This window comes from Pseudomonas sp. P7779 (assembly GCF_013386315.1).
GTDB lineage: Bacteria > Pseudomonadota > Gammaproteobacteria > Pseudomonadales > Pseudomonadaceae > Aquipseudomonas.
The window spans coordinates 40600-66231 of record NZ_JACARZ010000107.1; the positions used below are offsets into that span (position 1 = coordinate 40600).

General features: G+C 62.9%; 23 protein-coding genes. 9 read left to right on the forward strand and 14 right to left on the reverse strand.

The features are described 5' to 3' along the window. Window positions 1-15: 15 nt before the first annotated feature. Both HX869_RS26800 and HX869_RS26805 read right to left on the reverse strand, forming a co-directional pair. Complete coding sequence (locus HX869_RS26800) at window positions 16-450, reverse strand: GNAT family N-acetyltransferase (protein WP_178903914.1); 435 nt, start codon at window positions 448-450, stop codon at window positions 16-18. A 13-nt stretch (window positions 451-463) separates the two neighbouring features. Beyond that, on the reverse strand, window positions 464-1216 hold the full coding sequence (locus HX869_RS26805) for a carbon-nitrogen hydrolase family protein (RefSeq protein WP_178903919.1): 753 nt from the start codon (window positions 1214-1216) through the stop codon (window positions 464-466). A gap of 145 nt (window positions 1217-1361) precedes the next feature. On the opposite strand from HX869_RS26805, the gene HX869_RS31640 reads away from it, so the two are divergent. After that, on the forward strand, window positions 1362-1496 hold the full coding sequence (locus HX869_RS31640) for a hypothetical protein (protein WP_003208942.1): 135 nt from the start codon (window positions 1362-1364) through the stop codon (window positions 1494-1496). A 338-nt stretch (window positions 1497-1834) separates the two neighbouring features. Further along, window positions 1835-2911 (forward strand): 3-deoxy-7-phosphoheptulonate synthase, encoded by a 1077-nt coding sequence (locus tag HX869_RS26810; RefSeq protein ID WP_177040172.1) that lies wholly within the window; start codon window positions 1835-1837, stop codon window positions 2909-2911. A 125-nt stretch (window positions 2912-3036) separates the two neighbouring features. On the opposite strand, the gene HX869_RS26815 is transcribed toward HX869_RS26810, so the two are convergent. From HX869_RS26815 to HX869_RS26865, 11 genes are all read right to left on the reverse strand, one after another. Next, entirely contained in the window at window positions 3037-3735 is a 699-nt protein-coding gene (locus HX869_RS26815) for an NAD(P)H-dependent oxidoreductase (RefSeq protein ID WP_177020177.1), read from the reverse strand. A 9-nt stretch (window positions 3736-3744) separates the two neighbouring features. Next, complete coding sequence (locus HX869_RS26820; protein ID WP_178903915.1) at window positions 3745-5364, reverse strand: ABC transporter ATP-binding protein; 1620 nt, start codon at window positions 5362-5364, stop codon at window positions 3745-3747. A 2-nt stretch (window positions 5365-5366) separates the two neighbouring features. Further along, window positions 5367-6194 (reverse strand): ABC transporter permease, encoded by an 828-nt coding sequence (locus HX869_RS26825; RefSeq protein WP_003208948.1) that lies wholly within the window; start codon window positions 6192-6194, stop codon window positions 5367-5369. Window positions 6195-6197: 3 nt separating this feature from the next. Then, on the reverse strand, window positions 6198-7157 hold the full coding sequence (locus HX869_RS26830; protein ID WP_003208950.1) for an ABC transporter permease: 960 nt from the start codon (window positions 7155-7157) through the stop codon (window positions 6198-6200). A gap of 165 nt (window positions 7158-7322) precedes the next feature. Further along, window positions 7323-8909 (reverse strand): ABC transporter substrate-binding protein, encoded by a 1587-nt coding sequence (locus HX869_RS26835; RefSeq protein WP_178903916.1) that lies wholly within the window; start codon window positions 8907-8909, stop codon window positions 7323-7325. A gap of 12 nt (window positions 8910-8921) precedes the next feature. Next, a complete protein-coding gene (locus HX869_RS26840) occupies window positions 8922-10532 on the reverse strand; it encodes a 5-guanidino-2-oxopentanoate decarboxylase (protein WP_008436054.1) in 1611 nt (536 codons plus the stop codon). 11 nt (window positions 10533-10543) lie between these two features. After that, window positions 10544-12643 carry an acetate--CoA ligase family protein gene (locus HX869_RS26845; RefSeq protein WP_177022038.1) on the reverse strand — a complete coding sequence of 700 codons (2100 nt, stop codon included), beginning with the start codon at window positions 12641-12643 and terminating at the stop codon, window positions 10544-10546. 18 nt (window positions 12644-12661) lie between these two features. Then, the gene (locus tag HX869_RS26850) at window positions 12662-13822 is read right to left on the reverse strand and encodes an acyl-CoA dehydrogenase family protein (protein WP_008436052.1); all 1161 of its coding nucleotides are present in this window, start codon (window positions 13820-13822) and stop codon (window positions 12662-12664) included. 41 nt (window positions 13823-13863) lie between these two features. Beyond that, a complete protein-coding gene (locus HX869_RS26855; protein WP_178903917.1) occupies window positions 13864-14655 on the reverse strand; it encodes an enoyl-CoA hydratase/isomerase family protein in 792 nt (263 codons plus the stop codon). Between the two features lie 154 nt (window positions 14656-14809). Continuing rightward, complete coding sequence (locus HX869_RS26860) at window positions 14810-15448, reverse strand: TetR family transcriptional regulator C-terminal domain-containing protein (protein ID WP_102605443.1); 639 nt, start codon at window positions 15446-15448, stop codon at window positions 14810-14812. A gap of 41 nt (window positions 15449-15489) precedes the next feature. Further along, window positions 15490-16248 carry a class II aldolase/adducin family protein gene (locus HX869_RS26865; protein ID WP_087694886.1) on the reverse strand — a complete coding sequence of 253 codons (759 nt, stop codon included), beginning with the start codon at window positions 16246-16248 and terminating at the stop codon, window positions 15490-15492. A gap of 131 nt (window positions 16249-16379) precedes the next feature. On the opposite strand from HX869_RS26865, the gene HX869_RS26870 reads away from it, so the two are divergent. The 7 genes from HX869_RS26870 (at window position 16380) to HX869_RS26900 (ending at window position 24509) form a co-directional block, all read left to right on the forward strand. Then, window positions 16380-18335: an FAD-dependent oxidoreductase gene (locus tag HX869_RS26870; protein ID WP_178903918.1), complete on the forward strand. Its 1956-nt coding sequence runs from the start codon at window positions 16380-16382 to the stop codon at window positions 18333-18335. Beyond that, window positions 18311-18901, forward strand: coding sequence for a helix-turn-helix domain-containing protein (locus HX869_RS26875; protein WP_173406084.1), 591 nt, complete (start codon window positions 18311-18313; stop codon window positions 18899-18901). The genes HX869_RS26870 and HX869_RS26875 overlap by 25 nt, the downstream gene beginning before the upstream one ends. Window positions 18902-19023: 122 nt before the next feature. Continuing rightward, a complete protein-coding gene (locus HX869_RS26880; RefSeq protein ID WP_003208968.1) occupies window positions 19024-19212 on the forward strand; it encodes a hypothetical protein in 189 nt (62 codons plus the stop codon). A 3-nt stretch (window positions 19213-19215) separates the two neighbouring features. Continuing rightward, a complete protein-coding gene (locus HX869_RS26885) occupies window positions 19216-20043 on the forward strand; it encodes a hypothetical protein (protein ID WP_087694888.1) in 828 nt (275 codons plus the stop codon). A gap of 181 nt (window positions 20044-20224) precedes the next feature. After that, on the forward strand, window positions 20225-21613 hold the full coding sequence (locus HX869_RS26890; RefSeq protein ID WP_008436038.1) for an amidase: 1389 nt from the start codon (window positions 20225-20227) through the stop codon (window positions 21611-21613). 95 nt (window positions 21614-21708) lie between these two features. Next, window positions 21709-23061, forward strand: a complete 1353-nt coding sequence (locus HX869_RS26895; protein ID WP_008436037.1) for a citrate-proton symporter — start codon at window positions 21709-21711, stop codon at window positions 23059-23061. 101 nt (window positions 23062-23162) lie between these two features. Then, window positions 23163-24509, forward strand: coding sequence for an OprD family outer membrane porin (locus tag HX869_RS26900; protein ID WP_102368688.1), 1347 nt, complete (start codon window positions 23163-23165; stop codon window positions 24507-24509). A gap of 9 nt (window positions 24510-24518) precedes the next feature. Here the strand turns inward: HX869_RS26900 and HX869_RS26905 are convergent, their stop codons facing one another. Beyond that, entirely contained in the window at window positions 24519-25421 is a 903-nt protein-coding gene (locus tag HX869_RS26905; RefSeq protein WP_003208975.1) for a LysR family transcriptional regulator, read from the reverse strand. Window positions 25422-25632: the final 211 nt, after the last annotated feature.

The following is a 25632-nucleotide window of genomic DNA, read 5'->3' on the forward strand; positions in this document are numbered from 1 at the left end:
AGTACTCACACCCGATCACGGCCGGCAATTGCGCTCCATGCGCCAGAAGCAATCCTCCGCTCCAACGATTTCCAGGCCCTTGCGCTGATAGAGCCTTCGCGCCGGGTTGGTCTTGAAAACGGTCAACCGTAAAAGACCCAGCCCTTGCGCGCGCGCCTTGTACACCATCTGCTCGATAACCCAGCCGCCAGCCCCTTGATGACGAAACGCCTCAAGGATGTGCAGCTCGCGAATATACAGTGCCTTGGGGTCACGACTGATGCTGATGAAACCCAGCACCTCGTTATCGCGACAGATCAGCCAGCTTTCTCGTCCGGCCCAGGCGGTATCGAAACCGGCATCGGACCACGACAAGTCGTATTGGCGATAATAATTACCCATGGCCTGGTGGGTCAGGGTCCGGGCGAAGGCCAGGTGTTGGCTGGTCGCGGCCTGCAGTTGAAACGCCATGTGCCTGAACTCCCTAGATTGCCACCTGTTCTCCCTGCCACTGGCCGCCGGTGTCGCGTCGTGCAATCACCAGCGTATCGCCTACACCCGGGCTAGCGGCGATCAAACCACCGTCGGCGCCCCAGATTGCGCTGCGCCCGGCGCAGGCCCAGCCACCGGATGGACCGCCGTGGTTGGCCATCAGCACCAGCATCCGGTGCTCGGCGGCATAGCCCTGTAGCAAGGCGGTGTCCGGCGCGTAGCCGCCTTCGCTGATCAGCACACCCGCAGCGTAGATGTTCGCCCCGTCCTCGGCAGCCTGTCGAGGGTGGCTGGCGTGGGAAAAATCCGCGCATACCGCCAGGGCGATCCGGTCGTCCCCCCATTCAAGGGCCGCCCCGCCCTGCCCCGCAGCAAACGCCACGCCTTCACCGGGATGCAGATGCTGCTTGGTATAGACCGCCACCGAGCCATCCGGCCCCAGCACCAGCGCACCGATCAACACCTCACTGGCGCCCCCCAGGCGAATCGGCATGCCCACCACCGCGGTAATGCGCAATTCACGGGCCATCTCCCGCAGCGGCGCCAGCGCTTCATCGCCGGGCGCGATCGCCAGCCCGGCGGCCAGTGACGGTTCATAGCCGGTCAGGGACAGTTCCGGAAACACCAGCAACTGCACGCCGTGCTCCGCCGCCACGCGCATGAAAGCCAAGTGACGCGCGATATTTCCGGGTACGTCGCCCGCAATGGAAATGGATTGGGCAGCAGCAATCGTCAAGGCCGTCATGGTCGCATCCAGGCAATCATCGTGAAGTCCGTGCAGCATATCGACACTTGGGTCATAGCCGTAAGTACCCAACCTCAATAGAAATTACTGATTGAATCCACCCGCTCGCCTCAGTTAAGCTCCCCCCATCATTTGGAGACACACCATGTTGCAACTCACCCACACCCAGGTTTGCCCTGCTGCCAGCGCCCAGCGCTCGGTCGTGGCTGCCCGCGTGAGCGGTTTGAGCGCACTGGTCAGCTTTTATTTTGGGTATTGGTTTAGCCACTGGCGCGCCTGATACCTGAAATCGGCGCCCACTACTCAAGGGGTCGCCTACCAGAGAAATCTAACCCCCGGTCGGCTCCCCGACCGGGGGTTTTGTTTTTTCAGCCCTTATTATTTTTGCCACACACCGAACACTTAAAGGACTCACGCCATGAACTACGCCACCTATTACCGCTACGACACCTCCACCGCCTGGCGATTTAGCAAGCTCCGTTCGGGACAGCCTGCCGCCTCCGATCGGTCACCTATTGGTGGCAAGCCAACACACGTAGCCAATACGGCCAATTGTCGAACACCCCAGTAGGGCAGAGCGTGCGGGAACAGCCCGCCGCTTGCCCAGGAAGCCCGAATATGAAAGCCTCGATCGCCGCTCTGCCTGTTTCCACCCTGTCCTGCGCCAATGAAGCGCTGACCCAGCGTTTGCCCAGTGCCCTTGAGCTCAAGCACCAACTGCCCCTGAGCCCATTCCTCAACGAACAGATCCACGCCCATCGCCAAGCCGTGCGCGCCATCCTCCAGGGTGAAGACTCACGCCTGCTGGTGATTGTCGGCCCGTGCTCGATCCACGACCCGGAATCGGCCATGGAATACGCGCGCAACCTGAAAAAACTGGCCCATGAAGTCAGTGACCAGATGCTGCTGGTGATCCGCGCCTACGTCGAAAAACCCCGCACCACCATCGGTTGGAAAGGCCTGGCCTACGACCCACGCCTGGATGGCAGCGACGACATGGCCGCCGGCCTGACCCTGTCCCGGGAACTGATGCGGGAAATGCTGCGCCTGGGCCTGCCGGTCGCCACCGAGCTGCTGCAACCGATGGCTGCCGGCTACTTCGATGACCTGCTGAGCTGGGTCGCCATTGGCGCGCGCACCACCGAATCGCAGATTCATCGCGAAATGGCCAGCGGCCTCGGCATGCCCGTCGGCTTCAAGAACGGCACCGACGGCGGCGTGGCCATCGCCTGTGACGCCATGCGCTCCGCCGCTCACCCGCACCGTCACTTCGGCGTCGACAGCCAGGGCCATCCGGCGATCATCCAGACCCCGGGCAACCCCGACACTCACCTCGTGTTGCGCGGCGGCCATCGTGGGCCGAACTACGATCGCCAGAGCGTGGCCCAGGTTCACGCCGACCTTGCCAAGAGCAAAGTCGCGCCGCGGATCATGGTCGACTGCAGCCACGCCAACAGCGGCAAAGACCCGCTGCGCCAACCGGCGGTGTTCAACGACGTGCTGGAACAGCGCCTGCAGGGCGACACCTCGCTGATCGGCATGATGATCGAGAGCCACCTGTTCGAAGGCTGCCAGCCATTGAGCCCGTCGATGAAATACGGCGTGTCGATCACCGATGGCTGCCTGGGCTGGGACGGCACGGAACAGCTGCTACGCAGCGCTGCCGAACGGTTGCGGGCACACAATCGCGCCTGACAAATGAAGACCAAATGTGGGAGCGGGCTTGCTCGCGAATGCGGTGGTTCAGCCAGCACATGCATCAACTGGCACACCGCTTTCGCGAGCAAGCCCGCTCCCACACTGGATCTTCATTCACTTGACTAAAGTGGATAAAGAGCCTCATCAAACTGCGCCAACTTCGGAAACACCAACGGCTGGTCATCCGCCAGCCCTTCCAATCGCTGCTGGTAACTGTGCAGGAAAGTCTGCCGGGCCTCGGCGCTGATATACGGCACATGCCACGCCACAAACGGCTCCAGCACTTCAAACCCGACATACGCCAGCGTGCCACGCAGGATCGGCCGCAGCATGTCCTCCAATGGCCCGTGAATCGCACCCTCGCCAAACATATGCTCGCGCCCGCCAAGGGTGACCGTGACGAGCGCTTTCTTGCCGGCGAGCCCGCCCTGATCATAGAACCGCTTGCCGCCGTAGCACACGCCCGACACCAGAACCCGGTCAATCCAGCCCTTGAGCATCGCGGGCGCCGAGAACCAGAAGATCGGGAAATTGAGGATCAGCAGATCGGCCCACAGCAGCTTGTCCAACTCCTGCTGGATATCCGCCGCGATGGATTGGCTTTTCACCCCCAGGCGCTGCTCCAGGGCATACACCAGGTAGTCGGGGTTCTCCCGCGAGGTGAAGTCCGAGGCGCTGGCTACGGGATTCCAGTTCATCGCGTACAAATCACTGACCTGCACCTCATGCCCCTGCGCTTGCAGGGTAGCCGTGGCCTGGTCACGCAAGGCCGCGGTAAACGACTGCGGCTCGGGATGGGCGTGGACAATCAACACCTTCATAAAAACTCCTCAAGAAGTAAGCGTGGCCCGTTTGGCCAGCAAATGGTCGAGCCAGTCGGGGTCCATTTCCGGCTCCGATGAAAACAGCAAGCCGGTGTAGTCCTGATACGGCGGGGTGAAGATCGCGCTGCGACTGCCCTGGTCCACCACCCTGCCCCGCTGCATCACCACCACTTCGTCGGCGATGGCGCGCACTGTGGCCACGTCGTGGGTGATAAACAGGTAGGCCACGCCCAACTGCTGCTGAATGCGGTTGAGCAGTTTCAGCACGCCCTCGGCCACTAACTGATCCAGGGCCGAGGTCACTTCGTCGCAGATGATCAATTGTGGGTCGGCCGCCAGGGCGCGAGCGATGCAGATACGTTGCTTCTGGCCGCCGGACAGCTCACGGGGCTGACGCTCCATGAAGGTGGCCGGGTCCAGCTCGATCATCTCCAGCAACTCGGCGACTCGGGCGCGCATGGCCTTGCCCTTGAGGCCGAGGTAGAAGGTCAGTGGCCGGCCAATGATGTCGACGATGCGCTGGCGCGGGTTCAGCGCGGTATCGGGGATCTGGTAGATCATCTGGATCCGTCGCAACTGCTCCTTGCTGCGCCGACGAAAGTCCGCCGGCAACGCTTCACCGTCATACAGCACCTGCCCCGCCGTAGCCGGCAGCAACCCGGTAATCAAGCGTGCGGTGGAGCTTTTGCCGCTGCCGGACTCACCGATCACCGCCAACGTCTGGCCGCGATGCAAGCTCATCGACACGTCATGCAGCACCGGCTGATGCCCGTAGCTGGCGCACACCTGACGCACTTCCAGCAACGGCATCTGCTGCTGGGGACAGGCCTTGGGTTCGGTGCGAAAGCTGCGCACCGCCCACAGGGATTTGGTGTAGTCCTGCTGCGGGGCGCTGAGCATGGTGCGGGTCTCGGCCTCCTCCACCAGTTTGCCGTGACGCAGCACCATGATGCGGTCGGCCATCTGCGCGACCACTGCCAGGTCATGGCTGATATACAGCGCGGCGCTGCCGAAGGTTTTTACTGCATCGCGAATCGCCGCCAGCACTTCGATCTGGGTGGTGACGTCGAGGGCGGTGGTGGGTTCGTCGAAGATGATCAGGTCCGGGTGACAGGCCATCGCCATGGCGGTCATCACCCGTTGCAGTTGCCCGCCGGAGACCTGATGCGGATAACGCTGGCCGATGGTTTCCGGATTGGGCAGGCGCAGCACGCGGTACAACTCCACCGCCTCGCGTTCAGCCTGGGCGCGGCTGATGCCACCGTTGATCACGGCGGTTTCCACATGCTGGTCAATCAGCCGGTGGGCCGGGTTGAACGACGCGGCAGCGCTTTGCGCAACGTAGGCAATGCGCAGTCCTCGAAGCTTGCGCAAGGCTTCGGGTTTGGCCTGCAACAGTTGAATGCCGTCAAAGCACACCGAGCCACCGGTGATGCGACAACCGTCGCGGGCAAAGCCCATGGCCGCCAGGCCCAACGTTGATTTACCCGCGCCGGACTCGCCAATCAACCCCAGCACCTCGCCCCGTTGCAACGTCAGGTCGATGCCCTTGATCAGCGGATGCCAGGCATCCTCGTAATGCCCTTCGATCTGCAGGTTGCGGATTTCCAGCAATGGCTTGTCCATCCTCAACACTCCTTCAGGCCGCTGGATTTATGCAGCATCCAGTCGACGACAAAATTCACGCTGACGGTGATCAACGCCACTGCCAGCGCCGGCAGCAACGGGCTGATGTCGCCGAAGGTGATCAGCACCGCGTTGTCGCGGACCATGCTGCCCCAATCGGCGGTGGGCGGTTGAATGCCCAGGCCAAGGAACGACAGCGCGCTGATAAACAGGAACACGAAACAGAACCGCAGGCCGAACTCGGCAATCAATGGCGCGGCGGCATTGGGCAGCACTTCGCGGGTGACCAGCCACCACAGCCCTTCCCCACGCAGCCGGGCGGCTTCGACGAAGTCCTGCACCACCACGGTCATCGCCACGGCCCGGGACAGGCGAAACACCCGGGTCGAATCCAGCAGTGCAATCACCAGCACCAGCGAGGTGGCATTGGTGCCCACCACGCTGAGGATCAGCAAGGCGAAGATCAGTTGCGGGATCGCCATCAGGATATCCACCACCCGCGACAATCCCTGGTCGACCCAGCCGCCCTTGATCGCGGCTATCAAGCCGCTCAAACCGCCCAGCAAAAACGCCAGCACCGTGGTCAAAAAAGCGATGCCCAGGGTGTTGCGCGCGCCATACACCAGGCGGCTGAACATGTCCCGCCCGAGGTTATCGGTGCCCAGCAGGAATTGGCCGCTCCAGGGAGCAAACCCGTCACCCACCACCTGGGTTTCCCCGTAAGGTGCGAGCACCGGCGCAAATAACGCCACCAGCACGTACAGCACGATGACCAGCAGGCCGAACTTCGCGCTCAATGGCGCCCGGGCCAGTTGTGTGAGAAGGCTCATGGTCTACCCCTTGGGATGCATCAGGCGTGGGTTGGTGGCGATGGACAGCACATCGGCGCCGGTATTGAGCAGGATGTAGGTGGCGGCAAAGATCAGGCTGCACGCCTGCACCACCGGGATATCGCGCTTGGACACCGAGTCCACCAGCAACTGGCCGAGGCCCGGGTAGACAAACACCACCTCCACCACCACTACGCCCACCACCAGGTACGCGAGGTTGAGCGCGATCACGTTGACGATCGGCGCCAGGGCATTGGGCAGTGCGTGGCGCCAGATAATCCGCGACTGGCTGATGCCCTTGAGCCGGGCCATTTCGATATACGGGCTGGCCAGCAGGTTGATCAGCGAGGCACGGGTCATGCGCATCATCTGCGCGATCACCACCAGGCTCAGGGTGGCCACCGGCAACACCGAACGTTCGAGAATGGTGGCGAATGAGGCATCCGGCGCCAGGTTGGACAGGCTGGGAAACCAGCCCAGCTTGACCGAAAACACCAGGATCAGCAGGTAGGCGACGAAGAACTCCGGGAACGACACCGCACTCAGGGCCGAGGTGTTGAGCAGGCGGTCGAACCAGCTGTTGCGGTACAGCGCGGCGAGCATCCCCAGCACCAGCGCCAGGGGCACCGAGACCAACGCCGCCAGTGCCGCCAGGCGCAAGGTGTTGCCCAGGCGTGCGCCGATCAGTTCAGCGATGGGCCGCTGGTTGGCCAGGGAAGCGCCGAGGTCGCCGTGCAGGAGGCGCAGCAGCCATTGCACGAACCGGCTCAGGGGCGGCAGGTCCAGGCCCAGTTGGGCGCGAAAGGCGGCGACGGTTTCCGGCGTGGCGGACTGGCCGAGCATGGCCTGGGCGATATCACCGGGGAGCATGCCGACCGCCAGGAAGATGATCACCGAGACGGCGAACAACGACAGCAGGCCAAGGGCGAGGCGTTGGAGTACCAGTTTGAATAGGCTATTCATGTTCGGTTCTCATGAGTGGGGCATGTTCTCGAAGGCGACAAATGTTCAATGTGGGAGCGGGCTTGCTCGCGAAAGCGGTGTGTCAGCCAATACAGATAGAGACTGATCCACCGCATTCGCGAGCAAGCCCGCTCCCACAATTGATTTGTGGCGTTTCTGAAATCTTCACGCCTGCCACCATCGCTCGATCAACCGCAACCCATCCAGTTCCCCATACGGCGCCGTCAGCGGTCCATGGCTGACGCGGTTCGAGCGGGCCGCCACGGAGCTGGCGAACAACGGCACAATCGCCCCGCCGTCGTCCCGGCACAGGCTCTGCATTTCGTTGTACATCTCCTGGCGCAGCGGCGCGTTCATCTCACCTCGCGCTGCGTTGAGCAACTGGTTGAAGCGGTCGTTATCCCAATGGGTTTCGTTCCACGCCGCCCCCTTGGCGTAGCCGATGCTGAACATGCGGTCGGCAGTCAGGCTGCTGTACCAGAACGAGGTGGTGAACGGCTGCTTCATCCAGATGTTGGAGAAATAGCCATCCGCCGGCTCGCGCACCACGTCGATATCAATCCCGGCCTGGCGCGCCTGCTCCTTGAACAGCACCGAAGCATCCACCGCGCCGGTGTAGGCGGCATCGGAAGCTTGCAGGCGCACCTTCAGCGACTCCACACCGGCCTTGCGCAGGTAGAATCGCGACTTGTCCGGGTCGTAGGTGCGCTGCTCCAGGGCGGCGTTGATGAAGCGGCTGCCCGGCTGGATCGGATGGTCGTTGCCCACCAGGCCATAGCCATGCAGCACCGAGGCCAGCAGGGTTTCGCGGTTGATCGCATGCTTCATCGCCATGCGGATGTCGTTGTTCTTGAACTCGTTGCTGTCGCACAACATCGGGAAGGTGTAGTGCTGGGCGCCCTTGGTTTCTTCGATGACCAGCGTGGGATTGCGCTTGAGCAAGGCCACGGTTTTCAGGTCGACCTTGTTGATCACGTCGACTTGCCCGGTGACCAGCGCATTGACCCGCGCTGCGCCGTCGGCAATCGCCAACAGCTCGGCGCTGGCGAAGTGTGCCCTGCCCGGCTTCCAGTAATCAGGGTTGCGCTCCAGGTCCATGCGTACGCCCGGCTCGAAGCTTTTCAGGCGATAACCGCTGGTGCCGATCCCGGCCTGCCAGTCGGCGGCGCCGTCCTTGGCGGGCATGATCACCAGGTGGTAATCGGCGACTACATAAGCGAAATCGGCATTGCCCGAGTGCAATTCGAACACCACTGCATCGCTGCCCTTGGCGCTGACACTGGCCACATCGCCGATCACCGTCTTGGCCGCCGAGGTGGAGTTGGCTGCCAAGTGATGGTTGATCGAGGCCACCACGTCGTCAGCGGTCAGGCTTTTGCCGTTATGGAAGGTCACGCCCTGGCGCAGCTTGAAGGTCCAGATGCGCGCGTCGGGCGTCGACTCGAAGCTTTCGGCCAATTCGGGGATGGCGCTGCCGTCCACCGCGATTTCCGTGAGGGTGTTGTACACCGCCGAAAAGCCGACGAAGGTGAAGGTGTCGACCCAGGATCCCGGGTCGCGGGAGTCGGTGGTGCTGCCGCCGGCCAGGCCCATGCGCAGCACTCCGCCCGGCTTGGGCGTGGCCTCCTCGGCAAAGGCCTGCAGCGGCAGGCCCATGGAAAACGCGGCGGCCACGGCACCGGCTACGGCGCTGTGCTTGAGGAAGTCCCGCCGGTGCATCGCTTGAGTCATTTTGTTGTTGTTTTCGCTCATGGTGTTGCTCCTCTAAAGGTTCACACAGGCATGCTTCAACTCGATCAAGGTCACGCCGTTGCGCTTGAAACCGTTACGCAAATCCGTCTGCAGCTCATCCAGGTTCTGTGGCTCGCTGACCGTGCAGCCGAACGCCCGCGCCAGGGCGGCGAAGTCCGGGTTGCGCGGCAGTACGCCGATGGGTTCGATGTCCAGGTTCAACATGTCGTCGCGAATCTGCCCCAGGGCGTCGTTGTTCCAGAGCAACACCACCAGCGGGCTGTCCAGTTCTTCCACGGCCGTGGCCAGTTCCTGGGCGGTGTAGAGAAAGCCGCCGTCGCCCACCAGCACCAGGCCGGGCCGTTGCGGTGCGCCGAACTTGGCGCCGATACCGGCCGGCAGGCCATAGCCCAGGGTGCCGTAGCCGGTGGGATGCAGCCAACTGCGGGTGGCGTTGCTGGGAAAGGCGTAGTTGCCGGTGTAAGCCAGTTGGGTCATGTCGCTGCTGATGAAGGCATTGGCCGGCAACTCGGCGGCCACGCGGTCGAGAATCGCCTGGTGAATGCGTTGCAACGGACCATGGCCGCTGCTGACTGCCTGGCGTAACGTCGCGACCGCAGCGGTGGCGGCATCCGCGTTGCGCGGCGTGGCTGGCAAGCGTTCCAGCAAAGCCAGCGTCGTTTGCTGGGCATCACCGTGCAACGCGACGGCGCAAGGATAGAAATCGTTGAACTTGCGCGGGTCGATATCCACCCGCAGCAGCTCGCCATTAATCGGCAGGCGTTCACGCCAGAAGTCGGTATCGGCCATTTCGGTGCCGATGGCCAACACCACATCCGCCTCGGCGATGAGCTGCCAGCCGGGCTCGACACACAGGGTCGAACCGGCATTCAGCGGATGCTCCACCGGCAACAATCCCTTGCCGGCGACACTGCTGAAAAACGGCGCCGCCAACTGCGTACTCAAGCGCTGCAAGGCATCGGCCGCCAACAGTGCACCACCACCGGCAATGATCATCGGGCGCTTGGCCGCGGCCAGTTTTGCCACTGCCTGATCAAGGCTTTCAGCCGATGGCAAACCGCGTCCGGGACGGCGCACCACCTCATTGCTCCAGTCCCGTTTGATCGGCGCCGACAGTACATCCAGCGGCACCGAAATATGCACCGGGCGCGGTCGCTCACTGTCGAACACCGCGTAGGCCCGCGCGATCAACTCCGGCAAATCCTCGGCACTCAACGCCACCGCTGAAAACGCAGTGATGGGCGCGGTCATCGCCCGCTGGTCCTGGGTTTCATGCAGGCAGCCCCAGCCTTTGCCGAGGCTGGCGGTGTGGTTGACGCTGGAAATCACCAGCAGCGGAATCGAGTCGGCATACGCCTGGCCGATCGCCGTCGCGGCGTTGGTCACCCCCGGCCCGGTGATGATGAAACACACCCCCGGCTTGCCGCTGACCCGCGCATAACCGTCGGCCATAAAGCCGGCGCCCTGCTCGTGGCGGGTCAGCACATGCCGAATACCGCTGCCCGGCAAGCCGCGATACAGCTCCAGCGTGTGCACGCCGGGAATCCCGAACACCGTGTCGACACCATAGTTGGCCAGCAATCGCACCAGGGCCTGGCCGCCCGTCAAGGTTTTGCTTTGCATTGTCATCTCCTTCACGCCTGGGCGAGACGGATCAATGCATCGACCGCCGTGGCGCCCCGGGCATTGACCAGCAATGGGTTTACATCGAGTTCCAGCAACTGCCCGGCGTTGGCGCAGGCGTAGTCGGCCACCGCACGAATCGCCGCCACCAGGGCTTCCATGTCGGCCACTTCGCGTCCGCGAAAGCCTTGCAGCAATGCGGCGCTGCGCAGGCCGAGCAAGGCGTTGCGGATTGCGTCGTCGGTGGTGGGCAGCAGCAGGCTGCGGCTGTCCTTGAGCAACTCCACGAGGATTCCACCAGCGCCGATCACCAGCGCCAGGCCGAAGTCGTTTTCGCGCTTGATGCCCACAATCAGCTCGGCCAGCGGCGGCGTAGCCATGGACTCCAGCAGCAGCTGATCGAACGGCACATCCGGCGCATAAGCGGCGATTTGCTCGCGCATATGAGCCAGGGCAGCAGTCAAGGCGAAGCCGTCCTGCAGGTTGAGCGCCACGGCGCCAGCTTCGGTTTTATGCGGCAAGTCGGCACTGACGGCCTTGAGTACCAGCGGGTAACCCAGCACTTTGGCATCGGCTATGGCCCGCTCGGGAGTGCTCAAGACACCGGCTGGCGTGGTCAGGCCGAAAGCCCGTAAAGCCTGCTTGGAATCCCACTCATCAAGCGACTGTCCGTGTTGTTCAAGCGCTTGCGGGCACAGCGGCACCAGTATCGACTCACCCCGCGCCAACAACGCCCGGCGATTGTTTTGATAGTCGGCAATCCGGCCCCAGGCCGCCAGCGCATCTTCCACGCCTTGCAACGCGGCAACGCCCTGGGCATGCAGACGCTCGCGAGCGTGGGCCGGCAGCAATTCGGGAAATGCAGAGGTGACAAAGCCAGTCTTGCCGTGGCGAGTCAGCGCACTGCAAAACAGCTCCAGCAGCAGGTCGCACTCCTTGCGCTCACCGGTAAATTCCGCCGGGTAGTCGAGCACCAGCATTGCCGCATCCGCTTCGGTGCGCAGTGCCGTGTCGAGCATCGTATTTAGCGCGTCGCTGTTGCCCCAGATGGCCGTGGTGAAATCCAGCGGGTTGACCAGGTTGGCGTAGCTGGGCAGCACCTGCGCCAACTCTTCACGCTGGCCTTCGTCGAGCTTCGGCAGGCTCAAATCGTTGCGCTCGGCGTAGTCGGCAATCAACCCGGCATCACCACCGGAACAGGCCAGGGCGATCAGGCTGTTGCCCGCCGGCAGATTACCGCAGGCCGCCGCCTTCAGGGTCTCGACAAAACTCACCGGCCCGCTGACCCGGATCACACCCAGGCGCGCGAACAGACTGTCGTACAGCGCATCGGAACCCGACAACGAACTGGTATGACTCAAAGCCAACTCGGCGCCGATCTGTGACACCCCGGTTTTCAGGGCGATGATCGGAATGCCTTTCTCCAGGGCCTTGTGGGCCGCACGGGCGAACCCCGGCACATTCTTCAAGCCTTCCAGGTGCAAGCCAATCGCTGTAACGCGCGGCTCGTCGAGCAGCACGTCCATCAACTCGGCAACCCCCAACTGCGCCTGGTTGCCCACCGACGCCATATAGGCCACCGGCAGCGAACGGTCGCTCATGGACAGGTTGTAGGCAAAGTTGCCGCTCTGGGTCAGCACCGCAACGCCCTTCTCGACCGGCTTGCCGCCATGGGCCACCGGCCACAACGCCGAGCTGTGCAGGTAATCCAGCAGGCCATAGCAATTGGGGCCCAGCAGTGCCATCTCGCCAGCGGCCTTGAGCAGTTGTTGCTGCAAGGCTTGGCCCTCGGCGCCGGTTTCGGCAAACCCGGAGGCGTAGCAGATGGCGCCACCGGTGCCAATGGCCGCCAGTTCGGCGACACAGGTCAGGGTCAGCTCGCGATTGGTAGCGATAAACACCGCATCCGGACCGCACGGCAAATCGGCCACGCGACGCACGCAGGGAACGCCATCGAGGCTGTCATGTTGCGGGTTGACCAGCCACATCTGGCCGGCAAAACCACCCTCGGCGCAGCGCTTGAGGGCACGGGCCATGCTGCGCCCACCGACGAATGCCAGGTGACGGGGCGCCAGCAGGCGCTTGAGATTGTCGCGAATAGCCTGGGACATAAGCGTTCTCCGACCCGATCAACGCAACAGTGGCCGCAACAGTTCGCGGGCAATAATGTGGCGCTGGATTTCCGAAGTGCCTTCCCAGATCCGCTCGATCCGCGCGTTGCGCCAGATGCGCTCCACCGGGCCTTCGTCCATCAAACCCATGCCGCCATAGATTTGCACTGCTTCATCGGCAACCTTGCCCAGTACTTCGCTGGCAAACAACTTGGCCATGCCGGCCTCGCCGTCGGTCATGGTGCCCTGGTCCATTTTCCAGGCGGTGTTCAGGGTCAGCAGTTCGGCCGCACGGATTTGCGTGGCCATGTCGGCGAGCTTGAACGAGATGCCTTGGTAGGTGCCGATGGGCTGGCCGAACTGCTTGCGGTCGGCCGCCCATTGCAGGGAAACGTCCAGCGCACGCTGGGCCTGGCCGACGCAGTTGGCAGCCACCATCACCCGGCCTGCGGTCAGCCAGGCATTGGCGACTTCCCAACCTTTGCCGACTTCGCCGAGGACTTTGGAGGCTGGTACGCGGCAGTCGTCGAAGAACATTTCATAAGTGTGGTAGCCGCGGTTGCTGACGCATTTTGGCCCCCGGCGAATGGTCATGCCCGGCGTGCCACGGTCCACCAGGAACGAGGTCACGGCATTGCGTTGGCGACCGTTGTGTTCGTAGGTGTCGGTAACGGCAAACACGATGGCGAAATCCGCGTGGCCGGCGTGGCTGATGAAGTGCTTGCTGCCATTGAGCACAAAGTCATCACCGCTGCGCACGGCGCGGGTCTTGATCGCATTGGCGTCGGAACCGGCACCCGGTTCGGTCAGGGCAAAGCAGTCGATCTTCTTGCCCTGCACGCACGGCAACAGGTACTCGCCAATCTGCGCGCCGGTGCAGGCCATGAGGATTTTCGACGGCCGGGCGACAAACACATGCAGCGCCCAGGAGACTTTCGACAACTCACGCTCGATCAACGCCTGTGACAGGTAATCCAGGCCGCCACCGCCGACGTCTTCCGGCATGTTGAAGGCATAGAAACCGGCAGCGATGGCCTTGTCACGAATCTGCGCGGCAAGCTCCGGCGAAACTTCATCGGCGCGGTCCACCGCCTCCTCGTGGGGCAACAACTCCTTGGCAACAAAACTGCGTACCGCGTCCACCAACATGTCTTGTTCTTGGCTGGGCTGGAAATTCATGGCGCTACCTGTCGATCGTTCGAGGGTGTTTTGAAGGGGAATCAGTTGCCGGAGAAGTTCGGTGGGCGCTTTTCCATCGAGGCGCGCAGGGCTTCAGCACCGTCGGCGCTGCGTCCACACAGCAAACCGGCGGTGAGTTCCGCCTGAAGCTGCTCGGGCAGGCTGCGCCCGGCGCCTTCGCGGATGAGGGTTTTGGTCTGGGCAAACGCAAAGGTCGGGCCGTTGGCCAGGCGCGTGGCCAGCTCGGCGACGTGGGTATGCAGTTGCTCGTCGGCAACGACTTCGCCCACCAGCCCGGCGGCCAGGGCGCGGTCGGCGCTCCACAATTCATCGAGGAACAGCAGGCGCTTGGCTTGCTCGCTGCCGATCAGGCGCGGCAGATGCCAGCTGGCGCCGGCGTCCGGCGAGTAGGCCATGCTGGTGTAGCCGGCCTTGAAGCGTGCCGATTGCGCGGCGACGCGCAGGTCGCAGCACAGGGTGAGGTCCATGCCCGCACCGACCGCCGTGCCGTTGATGGCGGCGAGGGTGGGTTTGTCGAGGGTGTGCAGGCGGGTCATCAGGGCGTGGGCGGTTTCGGTCCAGCCGTAGGTTTCGAGGGCGCCACGGGCTTCGGCATCGGCCCATTCGGCAAGGTCGGCACCGGCGCAGAAGCTGCGACCACTGCCGGTCAGTACCACCACGCGCACAGCCGGATCGCGGTTGAAACCGTCCAGCAAGGCGTGCAGGTGCTTGAGGGTCGGGATGTCCAGGGCATTGCGCTGGGGGCCGCGATTGAGGGTGATCCAGGCAACGCCTGCCTGCACCTGAGTGAGCACGGACGGATCTGTAGTCATGGAATCCTCGAATTATTTTAATTGGCTTGAGGGGTGCGACATGGGGCGATACTAAACGAGTGTTCAGTAAGGAGGCAATCGGGTAACTGCAAATATTTTTCGAGGGGAAAATGCCGGCCCGGACATTGCGTCCAGGCGGCGCGGAATCGTCAGTTCAGGGTTTGATCTGGAAGCGCTTGCGCCCGCCCGACTGCAAGCCATCGACCCAGGCTTCGCAGATCTGGATGCCCTGCTCCGGGGTGAAGGTGCCGGGATTGAGCCCCGATTCCAGCCACAAGCCGTCGAGCAAGGCGCTCAAGGCGATGGCCGCCAAATCGGCATCGAACTGCTTCCAGCCCTCCTCTCCGGCCATGTCCACCAAGGCCGTACGCATGATGGTGCGGTACTCGCCATAGGAGTGTTCGTGGGCCTGGTTGATCGCCGGGGCCGTCTTGACCGCCCCCCAGAACACCAGCCAGGCATCCAGCAGTTGCGGGTCGAGCAATTCGGGGGAGAACGAGCCGCGAAAGAACGCCGACAGCCGCTCCCGCGGACTGGGCGGCGCCTTGGCCATCGCATCCCGCAGCAGGTCCATCACCTGCCGGGTGATTGACCGATAGGCCTCGGCCACCAGCTCATCCTTGCCCGAGTAGTGATGACTGATCAGCCCCACCGACACCCCGGCCTCGGCGCTGATCTTGCGGATCGACGCGCCCTGGAAGCCGTCGCGCTTGAGGCAGGCCAACGTCGCCTGCACCAGATTGGCCTTGCGCAACTCCGGTTCCATGCGGGAGAAACGGGATTCCTGGGTCATGAGGCGGTGTCCTTGGGTTGAGTCGGCTGGACGACTCTACCTCACTCCCGGAACCCCGGCGACACCCGATCCAGTAACCGCAGCAATGCCGCCCATGCCAGTTGCATGGCGTCCGGGTCTGCCAGTTCGCCCTCTTCCAGTGGCCGGCCTGGCTCATTGAACTGCCGCTCGGTGTATTCACACACGTGCGCAGGCGGCAGGATCAGCTTGCCGCACGCCTGGGCGGCGATCTGGATATCGCAGGCCTTCTCCAGGTAATACATGCGCAGGAACGCCTGGCTGACCGTCTCCCCTACCGTCAACAAACCATGGTTGCGCAGCATCAACACCGGCTTGTCGCCGAGGTCGTGCACCAGTCGCTGTTGCTCGTCCATGTCCAGCGCCACGCCTTCGTAGTCGTGGTAGGCGACCTTGCCGTAGAACTCCATGGAAATCTGGTTCACCGGCAACAGCCCGCATTCCAGGGCCGCCACCGCACAGCCGGCGCGGGTATGGGTGTGCAGCACGCACTGCGCATCTTCGCGGGCGCCGTGAATCGCGCTGTGAATCACAAACCCCGCCGGGTTGACGCCATGGGCCGAAGCCTCGACCGCACGTCCGTCCAGGCCGATCTTCACCAGGCTGGAGGCGGTGATCTCCTCGAACATCAGCCCATAGGGGTTGATCAAAAAGTGATGCTCGGGCCCCGGGATACGCACCGAGATATGGGTGAAAATCAAATCGCTCATGCGAAAGTGCGCGATCAGCCGGTAGCAGGCGGCAAGCTCTTCGCGCAGCTGTCGTTCGGTGGCCCCAGGCATTTTTATTCTCCAGGCGGGTGGGTGATGTGGTTGACGCTAATCCAGTCACCAGTAAAAAAACAAGTTGATTTTTTACTGAGGCTGACCTCCTATAGAAAAATAATAACAACAGCGCCTGGAGTATCCGCACCATGTCGCCCCATGCCTTTCCGCATCTTTTTGAACCGCTGGTACTGCGCGGCAAACGCCTGAAAAATCGCATCATGTCCAGCGGGCACGACACCTCGATGCCCACCGACAACCAGGTCAACGAGCAGTTGATCGCCTACCACCGGGCACGCGCCGAAGGCGGCGTGGGGTTGATTGTGTTGCAAGTGGCCGGGGTGCACGACAGCGCCCGCTACACCTCCCATGTGCTGATGGCCACCGATGACAGCTGCATCGACGGCTATCGCCGACTGGCCGAAACCTGCCACGCCCACGGCACCGTGGTGCTGTCGCAGATTTTCCATCCGGGGCGGGAAATCATGGAGTCGGCCGACGGTTTGCTGGCGGTGGCTTACTCGGCTTCCGGGGTGCCCAACGAACGCTTCCGGGTGATGCCGCGCGCCCTTGACCAGACAATGATCGACGAGATCGTCGCCGGCTACGGCGCTGCGGCAAGGCGCCTGTATCAGGCCGGGATTGACGGTGTGGAAGTGGTCGCCAGCCATGGTTACCTGCCCGCGCAATTTCTCAACCCGCGGGTGAATCGCCGCACCGACGGCTACAACGGCGAGCTGGAACAACGCCTGCGTTTCCTGCGGGAAATCATCGCCACGGTGCGTGCCGAAACCGACGAGCACTTCATCATCGGCCTGCGCATTTCTGCCGATGAACGCGACCCCGAAGGCCTGACCGAAGAGGATTCCCTGGCCGCCGTGCAACAGCTGCAATCACACCTGGATTACGTGCACATCGTCGCCGGCACCTCGGCCTCCCTCGGCGGCGCGATCCATATCGTGCCGCCCATGGCCATTGCCCCGGCGTACCTGGCGGCAGAAGCGGCGACGTTCAAGACGCACCTGTCGATTCCGCTGTTCGTTACCGGGCGCATCAACCAGCCCCAGGAGGCCGAACTGATGCTGCAACGCGGCCAGGCCGATGTGTGCGGGATGACCCGCGCGCTGATCTGCGACCCGCGCATGCCGGCCAAGACCTCAAGCGGCCATGCCGAGGATGTACGGGCGTGCATCGCCTGCAATCAGGCGTGCATCGGCCACTTCCACAAAGGCCTGCCGATCTCCTGCATCCAGCATCCCGAGACCGGCCGCGAATTGCAGTTTGGCCAACTGCAACCGGCACTGCGACGCCAGCGGATCATGGTCGCCGGTGGCGGCCCGGCAGGGATGAAAGCGGCAGCGGTGGCGGCGCAGCGCGGACATGAGGTGGCCTTGTATGAAGCCAGTGCCCAATTGGGCGGCCAGGTGCTTCTGGCGCAGTTACTGCCCCGACGCAGCGAGTTCGGCGGCGCCAGTACCAACCTGCAGCGCGAGATGGAACTGGCCGGGGTCCGCGTGGTGCGCAACACCCGCGTCGACCGCGCATTGGTGGAACGCGAACAACCTGACAGGGTGATCATCGCCACCGGCGCCGAGCCCTACTGGCCGGCCTTCGAACGCGGCGGCGAGCTACAGGTGGTGGATGCCTGGCAAGTGCTGCGCGATGAGGTGCAACTGGGCCGTTCGGTGGTCGTGGTGGACTGGCGTTGCGACTGGATCGGCCCGGGCATTGCCGAGCGCCTCACCCGTGCCGGCCATCAGGTGCAACTGGCGGTGAACGGTACCCATTGCGGGGAAAACCTGCCGTTGTACGTGCGTGACCAACTGGCCGGCGAACTGCATCGGCTGGGCATTCCGATCATCCCTTACGCCCGTTTGTACGGCTGCGACGACACTACCGTCTACCTGCAACACACCGCCAGCGGCGAGCCGATGCTGCTGGAAAATATCGACACCCTGGTGTTGTGCCAGGGCCACCAGCCGGTGGACACTCTGGGCGCAGAACTGGAAGGCCTTGTGGCGTTCACGCGGATCGGCGATTGCCTGGCGCCGCGTACCGCCGAAGAGGCGATTTATGAAGGATTGAAAGTAGCGTGGGACATTTGAACGACCAACCGCCACAGCTGTTTCTCGGCACCCGCATCCGCGGCTTGCGCAAGGCCCGGGGCATGACGCTTACCGAATTGGCGCAGATGAGCGAATTGACGGCCGGTTATATCAGCCAACTGGAACGCAACCTCGCCTACCCGTCGATCCCGGCCTTGTTCAACATCGCCCGCAGCCTGGGGGTGACGATCCAGTGGTTTTTTGCCAGTGAGACCACGCCGGCAGCGGAGGATGAAGGTTTTGTGGTGCGCAGGAACAATCGCCAGAGCATTCACTATGAGGACGGGATCGTCGACCAGTTGCTGACGCCCCTGCCCAATCATCAATTGGAGATGCTGCACTCGCGCTTTCCACCGGGCACCTATAGCCAGCAGAGCTATAGCCATGAGGGTGAAGAGGCGGGTTATGTGTTGAGCGGAACGTTTGAGTTATGGGTGGGCGAGCGGCATTTTCAGCTGGCTGAAGGCGACAGTTTCAGCTTCCCCAGCAGTGAGCCCCATCGCTATGGCAACCCCGGAAAGGTGGATGCGGTGGTGATCTGGGTGATTACGCCGCCGACGTTTTAGACCGTTGGGGCAACTAAGGACGTTTCCTACGATACGCGGGGAGTTCTGGATGGGGGCCATCAGTAGTCGGTAAAAACGGCTCTTGCTATAAAACCGACTACTTTTTTATGAGGGTGCCGGTCATGTTTGAGTCGTTTGCGTGGTTCAAGAAACCCACTGAGGAAGATCTGGAAAATATCAGGGCTATCAAGCGGTACAAAACCATGAGGATAGTGGGTGAGTGGGGTATTTCTGTCGACCCGGCGGAAATCGCCAACTCACCCGAGTTCAAGGAACACAAGCGCAAGATACGTGAACTGATATTCAAATAACCCATGGGGCTACTACTGATACTGCCGTTACTGGTGAGTGGCTATTTGGTGTGTTTGAAACACCCCGGCCATTACTGCCGCCTCCACCGCTTTGAGGGCCAGTTACTCTATCTACAGGTCGCAAGATTAGGCTGGACCTGCCTCGTACTGTCGTTCGTACTGACCACTTTGATTCTTTGCCTGTCCAAACAGCCGCTGCAACTGGCTGGCCAGACAATCCCCATTGATTACAGTGCTTATCTGGGCAAGCTGCTGATAGAGCTGGATATTGCCACCGAGAGAAATCATGGCCTCTGGGTATTTTTGCTCCAGGTCGGCCTGACAGCCATGATCATTCCCTACTGCTGGGCGCGATTATTTGTGCGTTGGCGTCGACGAAGACTGCAACTTGCTTCAGAGGAGGAACTGAACCAGCAATTGATGCTCGAGCTTCTAACGGGGCGCCCCCTCAGGACCCTACTCAGGGAATCCATTGCGCGCGGCTCTCAATGCATGTTCACGCTGAACGATCGGAATGTTTATGTGGGCGTTGTTTCATCCATCTGCGAGCCGAATGAGTCCGAAGGTATAGATCACGCCTTCAGTCTGATTCCGACCTGCAGCGGCTATCGCGACAAGGACACCTTGGAAATCATCCTCGATACTGAATACCCGGATGCGTCAGACGCTATTTCCATCATGCTGCTCCAGGAAGCGGTGGTATCAGCCACCCGCTTTGACCCTGCGACGTGGATGTCTTTCCAATCCCGCATACGGGCGAAACCCCAGCCTATCCGGAGCTATCGTCGTGAGTCGGCACGCAGGAAAAAGACGCCAGGTGCCTGCGCCTGAGGTCCTCCCGCCAAACAGTAAACCTTCCAGCCATTCCCACATCTACCCGCCGGTTTCAGTGCACACAAAAACGCAACACTGAACTGCACCGATTGTGATGGCCGCGTCACACCGGGGTTTATATAGTCGTTCCTACTGCAACCCGCCATGAGCCAGCCGGCCCATCACAAGGAAGCGTTCGATGACTGACCTGCATACCCTTACGGCCGCCGAACTGTTGGCGCAATTTGCCAGCCGGCAACTCGCGCCCATCGACTACTACGACCAGCTCCTGGCCCACATCGACCGCTGGGAGCCGCAGATCAACGCGCTCTATGCCTTCGACCCGCAACAGGTGCGTCAGCAGGCCCAGGCCTCCACCGAACGCTGGAACAAGGGCCAACCCAACGGCGCCCTTGATGGCGTACCGGTGACTCTCAAGGAATTGATCGCCACCGAAGGCGTGCCCATTCCCCTCGGCAGCGCGGCTACCCGCCTGACCCCGGCCCTCAGGGACGCACCGCCCGCAGCCCGCATGCGTGAAGCGGGCGCGATAATCCTGGCCAAGACCACCAACCCGGACTTCGGCATGCTGTCTTCCGGCCTGTCGAGCTTCCACGGCATCACCCGCAACCCGTGGAACACCGCCAACAACACCGGCGGTTCCAGCTCCGGTGCCGCCGCAGCGGCCGCCGCCGGTTACGGCCCGCTGCACGTGGGCACCGACATCGGTGGCTCGGTGCGCCTGCCCGCCGCCTGGTGCGGCCTGGTGGGATTCAAGCCGACCCTGGGGCGCATCCCCATCGACCCGTACTACACCGGCCGCGCCGCCGGGCCCATGACCCGCACCGTCGATGATTGCGTGCTGTTGATGCAACACCTGGCCCGCCCCGATGCCCGCGATGCCACCAGCCTTCCGCCGCTCACCACCCAGTGGAGTAACCAGCCGCTGTCGGTCAGGGGCCTGCGCGTCGGCCTGATGCTTGAACCCGGCGCAGGCATGCAGCCTGAAGGCTTCGTCTGTGAAGCCGTGGAGCAAGCCGCGCGGCTGTTCGAAGCCCACGGCGCCAAGGTCACGCTGATCCCGCCAATCATGGACCGCGCACAACTCGATGGCCTCGACCATTTCTGGCGCGCCCGCCAGTGGGGCGATTTGTCGGCCCTGAGCAGCGAGCAGTTCGACAAGGTCTTGCCGTACATCCGCGACTGGGCCGCGCCGGGCGCCGAGATCAGCGGCGTACAAGCCGTAAAGGGTTTCAACCAGACCTTTGAAATGCGCCGCCGCGCCGCGCAGGTGTTCACCGAACTCGACCTGGTGCTGTCCCCCACCAACCAGGTCAATGCGTTCCCGGCCGAGTGGCCATCACCGAGCAACAACCCGCAACTGCCGTTCGAACACATCGTGTTCACGGTGCCGTGGAACATGGGCGAGCAACCGGCGTTGTCGATCAACTGCGGTTTCGCCGCCGATGGCATGCCCATCGGCCTGCAGATGATCGCCCCGCGTTTTGCCGATCAATGGCTGCTGCAAATCGCTAAAACCTACGAGAGCTGGCGTGGCGCAATCCACCACTGGCCGAATCCTTCCTGACTTTTGACGCTGTAAGAACTGCCCACCCACACGCCAGCTCCGGGCCCTCTTGGCCTGGAGCTCGGACGACCTATAACTAAAATCGAGGGGCTGGTATGCACACTGAGCAATTGACACGATCCGATCCTGATCACGCACCCGAAACACCGTCCCCGGACGCCGGCAAAAAGAGCATCTTCGCCGTGGTCCTGGGCAACGCCGTGGAGTTTTTCGACTTTGGTGTGTACGCAACCTTTGCGGTGATGATCGGCCACACGTTCTTCCCGTCCGACAGCGCTTTCGTCAGCCTGATGCTGTCGGTCACGGCGTTCGGTATCGGCTTTATCGTCCGGCCCCTGGGCGCAGTACTGATCGGCGCCTACGCCGACCGCGTCGGGCGCAAACCGGCGATGCTGTTGACCCTGGTGATGATGGCCGTGGGCACCGGCAGCATCGCGATATTGCCCGGTTACGAGACCATCGGTATCGCGGCGCCGATCCTGCTGGTGCTCACCCGCATGATCCAGGGCCTGGCCTGGGGCGGTGAAGCCGGCCCCGCCACCACCTACATCCTCGAAGCGGCGCCACCCCACAAACGCGGGACCTACGCCTGCTGGCAAGTAGTCGCCCAGGGCGTCGCAGCCATGGTGGCCGGGCTGGTAGGGTTCACCCTGACCAAGGTCATGTCCCCGGAAGACCTCAACAGCTGGGGCTGGCGCGTGCCGTTCGTGTTCGGCCTGCTGGTGTTGCCGATCGGCATCTACATCCGCCGCAACCTCGCCGAAACCTTCCACGGCCACGGCGAGCAGACCAGCACCGGCGACCTGGTGCGAGAAGTCTGCGGCAAGCACCGGCGCGCACTGGTGCTGGGGTTGCTGATCCTTTCCGGCAGCACCATCACCCAGTACTTCCTCAACTACATGACCACCTTCGCCCTCACCGAACTGAAGCTGCCCACCAGCATCTCGATGCTCTCGACCCTGGTGGCCGGCGCAGCGATGGCCGTGTGCGCGGTGGCCGGCGGCATGCTCTGCGACCGCTTCGGGCGCCGTACGATCCTGATGACACCGCGGGTGGTGTTGCTGTTGATTTTGTTCCCGGCCCTGCAACTGATGACCGAGCACCCAAGCCCGGCGACCTTCCTGTTGACCCTGGCGGTACTCTCGGGCCTGCACGGCATGAGTGGCGCGGCGCTGATCGTGTTGCTGGTGGAAAGCTTCCCGAAATCCGTGCGCTCCACCGGTTTCTCCATCGTCTACGCCTTCGGTGTGGCAGCGTTCGGCGGCACCGCGCAGATCATCATCACCTGGTTGATCGGCACCACCGGCGACCCGATGTCGCCGGTCTGGTACCTGCTGATCGCCAACCTGGTGTGCCTCACCGCCGCCTGGTTCGCCAAGGAAACCCGTCCGCCGCTGCCCGGCAGCCCGGCCCGCGAAACCCGGCTCACAGAAGCTTCGGTTCGCTGAATACCTTTTCCCACTGTCCCGCGTCTTTTCGCCACCGACCGGCAGCACCTGAGGGCCTGCCGGGACGGTCGCCTTACGTCTGATTTGTATGGGGATTTACCATGTATCCACGTCTTTTACTGGCCGTCACCCTGGCGTCCAGCACCCAGGCTTTCGCCCAGGAAAACGCCCAGGCCAGCGCACCGGGCTTCCTCGAAGGCAGCACCCTGGACCTGAACCTGCGTCACTACTATTCCAACCAGCACACCCAACGCACCACCCACTTGAGCATCAAGAAAGCCGGCGGCGTCGAGCCCACGCGTGTACGGGAAACCTGGGTGCAGACCAGCATGCTCAAGTACAGCTCCGGCTACACCCAGGGCCTGATTGGCGTGGGCGTGGATGCGGGGATCTTCAGCGCGGTCAACCTGGAGCGCGGGCACGGCAAGGTGGCCAATGGCGGCGACCGGGTGCTGGTGGACGGCGACGGCGATGCGATTCCCACCTGGAGCCGCCTGGGGGTGGGCGACGTGCGTTTTCGCCTGTCGAGCACCGAGATCAAGGCAGGTCGGCTGATGACCGACAATCCGATCCTGCGTTACAAGGACAACCGCGCCCTGCCCTCCAGCTTCCAGGGCGTGGGCTTGTTCAGCAACGAATTCGACTGGCTGTCGGTGCAGGGCGGCAGCTTCGAGCGGGCGATTCCACGCACCGGCACCGGCGCCGAAAAGCTCACCACCACCTTCGGCAACCGCGCCTACAGCGGCGCACGCATCAGCTACCTGGGAGCCACGGTAAAACCGGGTTACGGGCTGGAAGCCAGCGTCTACGCGTCGCGTTTCGAAGACATGTGGGACCAGACCTACGTCGGCCTGACCCACCGCATCGGTGACAAGAGCGACATCGCCTTGAAGACCGCCTTCAACTACTACCACACCAGCGACTCGGGCGACAAAAACCTCGGCTACATCGACAATAACGCCGCCAGCCTGGCCTTCACCGCCACGCACCTGGCCCACAGCCTGACCCTGGCCTGGCAGCAGGTATTTGGCAACGAATACTTCGACTACGTGTGGGAGTCCACCGGCAACTACATGGCCAACTCGCTGTACTCGGACTACAACGGCCCCAACGAAAAGTCCTGGCAGTTGCGCTACGACCTGGACTTCGCCGCCTACGGTGTGCCCGGCCTCACCGCCAGCCTGTGGCACGCCAAGGGTTGGGACATCGACGGCACCCATTACGATGGCGACCGCAACGGCCACAACACCGGCTACAACGTGCGCAGCCTGGATGGCGCCAAGCACAACGAAAACGGCTTGATGCTGGCCTATGTGATTCAGTCCGGAACACTCAAGAACACCGTACTGCGCACCATCGTCTACAACCATCGCGCCAGCGGCGGGCAGATTGACGGCAGCTACGATGAGTTCCGCCTCGTCGCCAATGTGCCGATCAACATCTTCTGAGGCTCAGGCTCAGTTCAGCGAACAACGTTGCATCGCCCCCGCCAGCATTTCCTGGCACTTGAGCACCGCCACCGAGCGGGGGCGGTTGCGGTACACGCAGAGGTCGATGCGGATGCGGCCGAGGTCTTCATCGGCGATCGGCACGGCGACCAGGCCGTCGCCCAGGTCCCGCACGTCTGCCTCGACCTGGGGCAAAATCAGCACCGCTGCCCGTTGCCGGGCCAGGCTCTTCTGCACTTCCAGGGAGCTGGTGGTGAACACCGGTTCGAGGGTGACGCCGCGTTTTTTTGCCGCCACTTCCAGGGCCTGGCGCACGCCGTAGGCCGAGTCGGGAATCGCCAGGGGCTGGCCTTGCAGTTCGCTCAATTCGATGCTGTCGCGCTGGGCGAAGGGGTGTTCGGCGCTGACCAGCACCCGGTGCCATAACTGGCAGTGGGCGGTGACTTCGACGTCGGCGCGCTCTTGCAGGTAGAACGCCAGGCCCAGGTCCGCCTCGCCGCTGCACAGGGCGTCGAGGGTGGCCGAGGCGCTGGCGATCACGATGTTGAAGGTGACCTTGGGGTGGGCGCGGTAGAAGGTGGCGAGCACCGGGGCGAGCACGGTGGAAACGATACTTTCTGACACATGGATGCTGATGTTACCGGCCACCTGGCTTTGGCGGCTGGCGATGACTTCGCGTACCTGGTCGAGGCCGCGCAGGGTTGAGGTGACTTGTTCGGCCAGGCATTCGCCCTCGGCGGTGAGGCGGATGCCGCGGGGGCCGCGCTCAATCAGGGCGGCGCCGAAGAAGTGTTCCAGGTGTTCGATCTGGCGGCTGACGGCGGTGGGGGTGACGTAAAGACGTTCGGCGGCCTTACGCAGGGAGGCGCAGCGGGCGACCTCGTGGAAATATCGCAAGGCGCGTAGTTGCATGGGGGGTGCTCCTTTTTTGGGGGGTTGGATTGGGGGGACGCAATTACTGCGCCATGCGGGTGTACATATCCGTTTCTTCGGTCACGGCGTCCTGCCGGTTTACCCGCTCTGCACTACCCGCGTTCGCTCAGATCAAGATCAAAAGCAGATCTGCTTTTCTGTGGGAGCTGGCTTGCCTGCGATGCAGACAACTCGGTGCATCAGGTACACC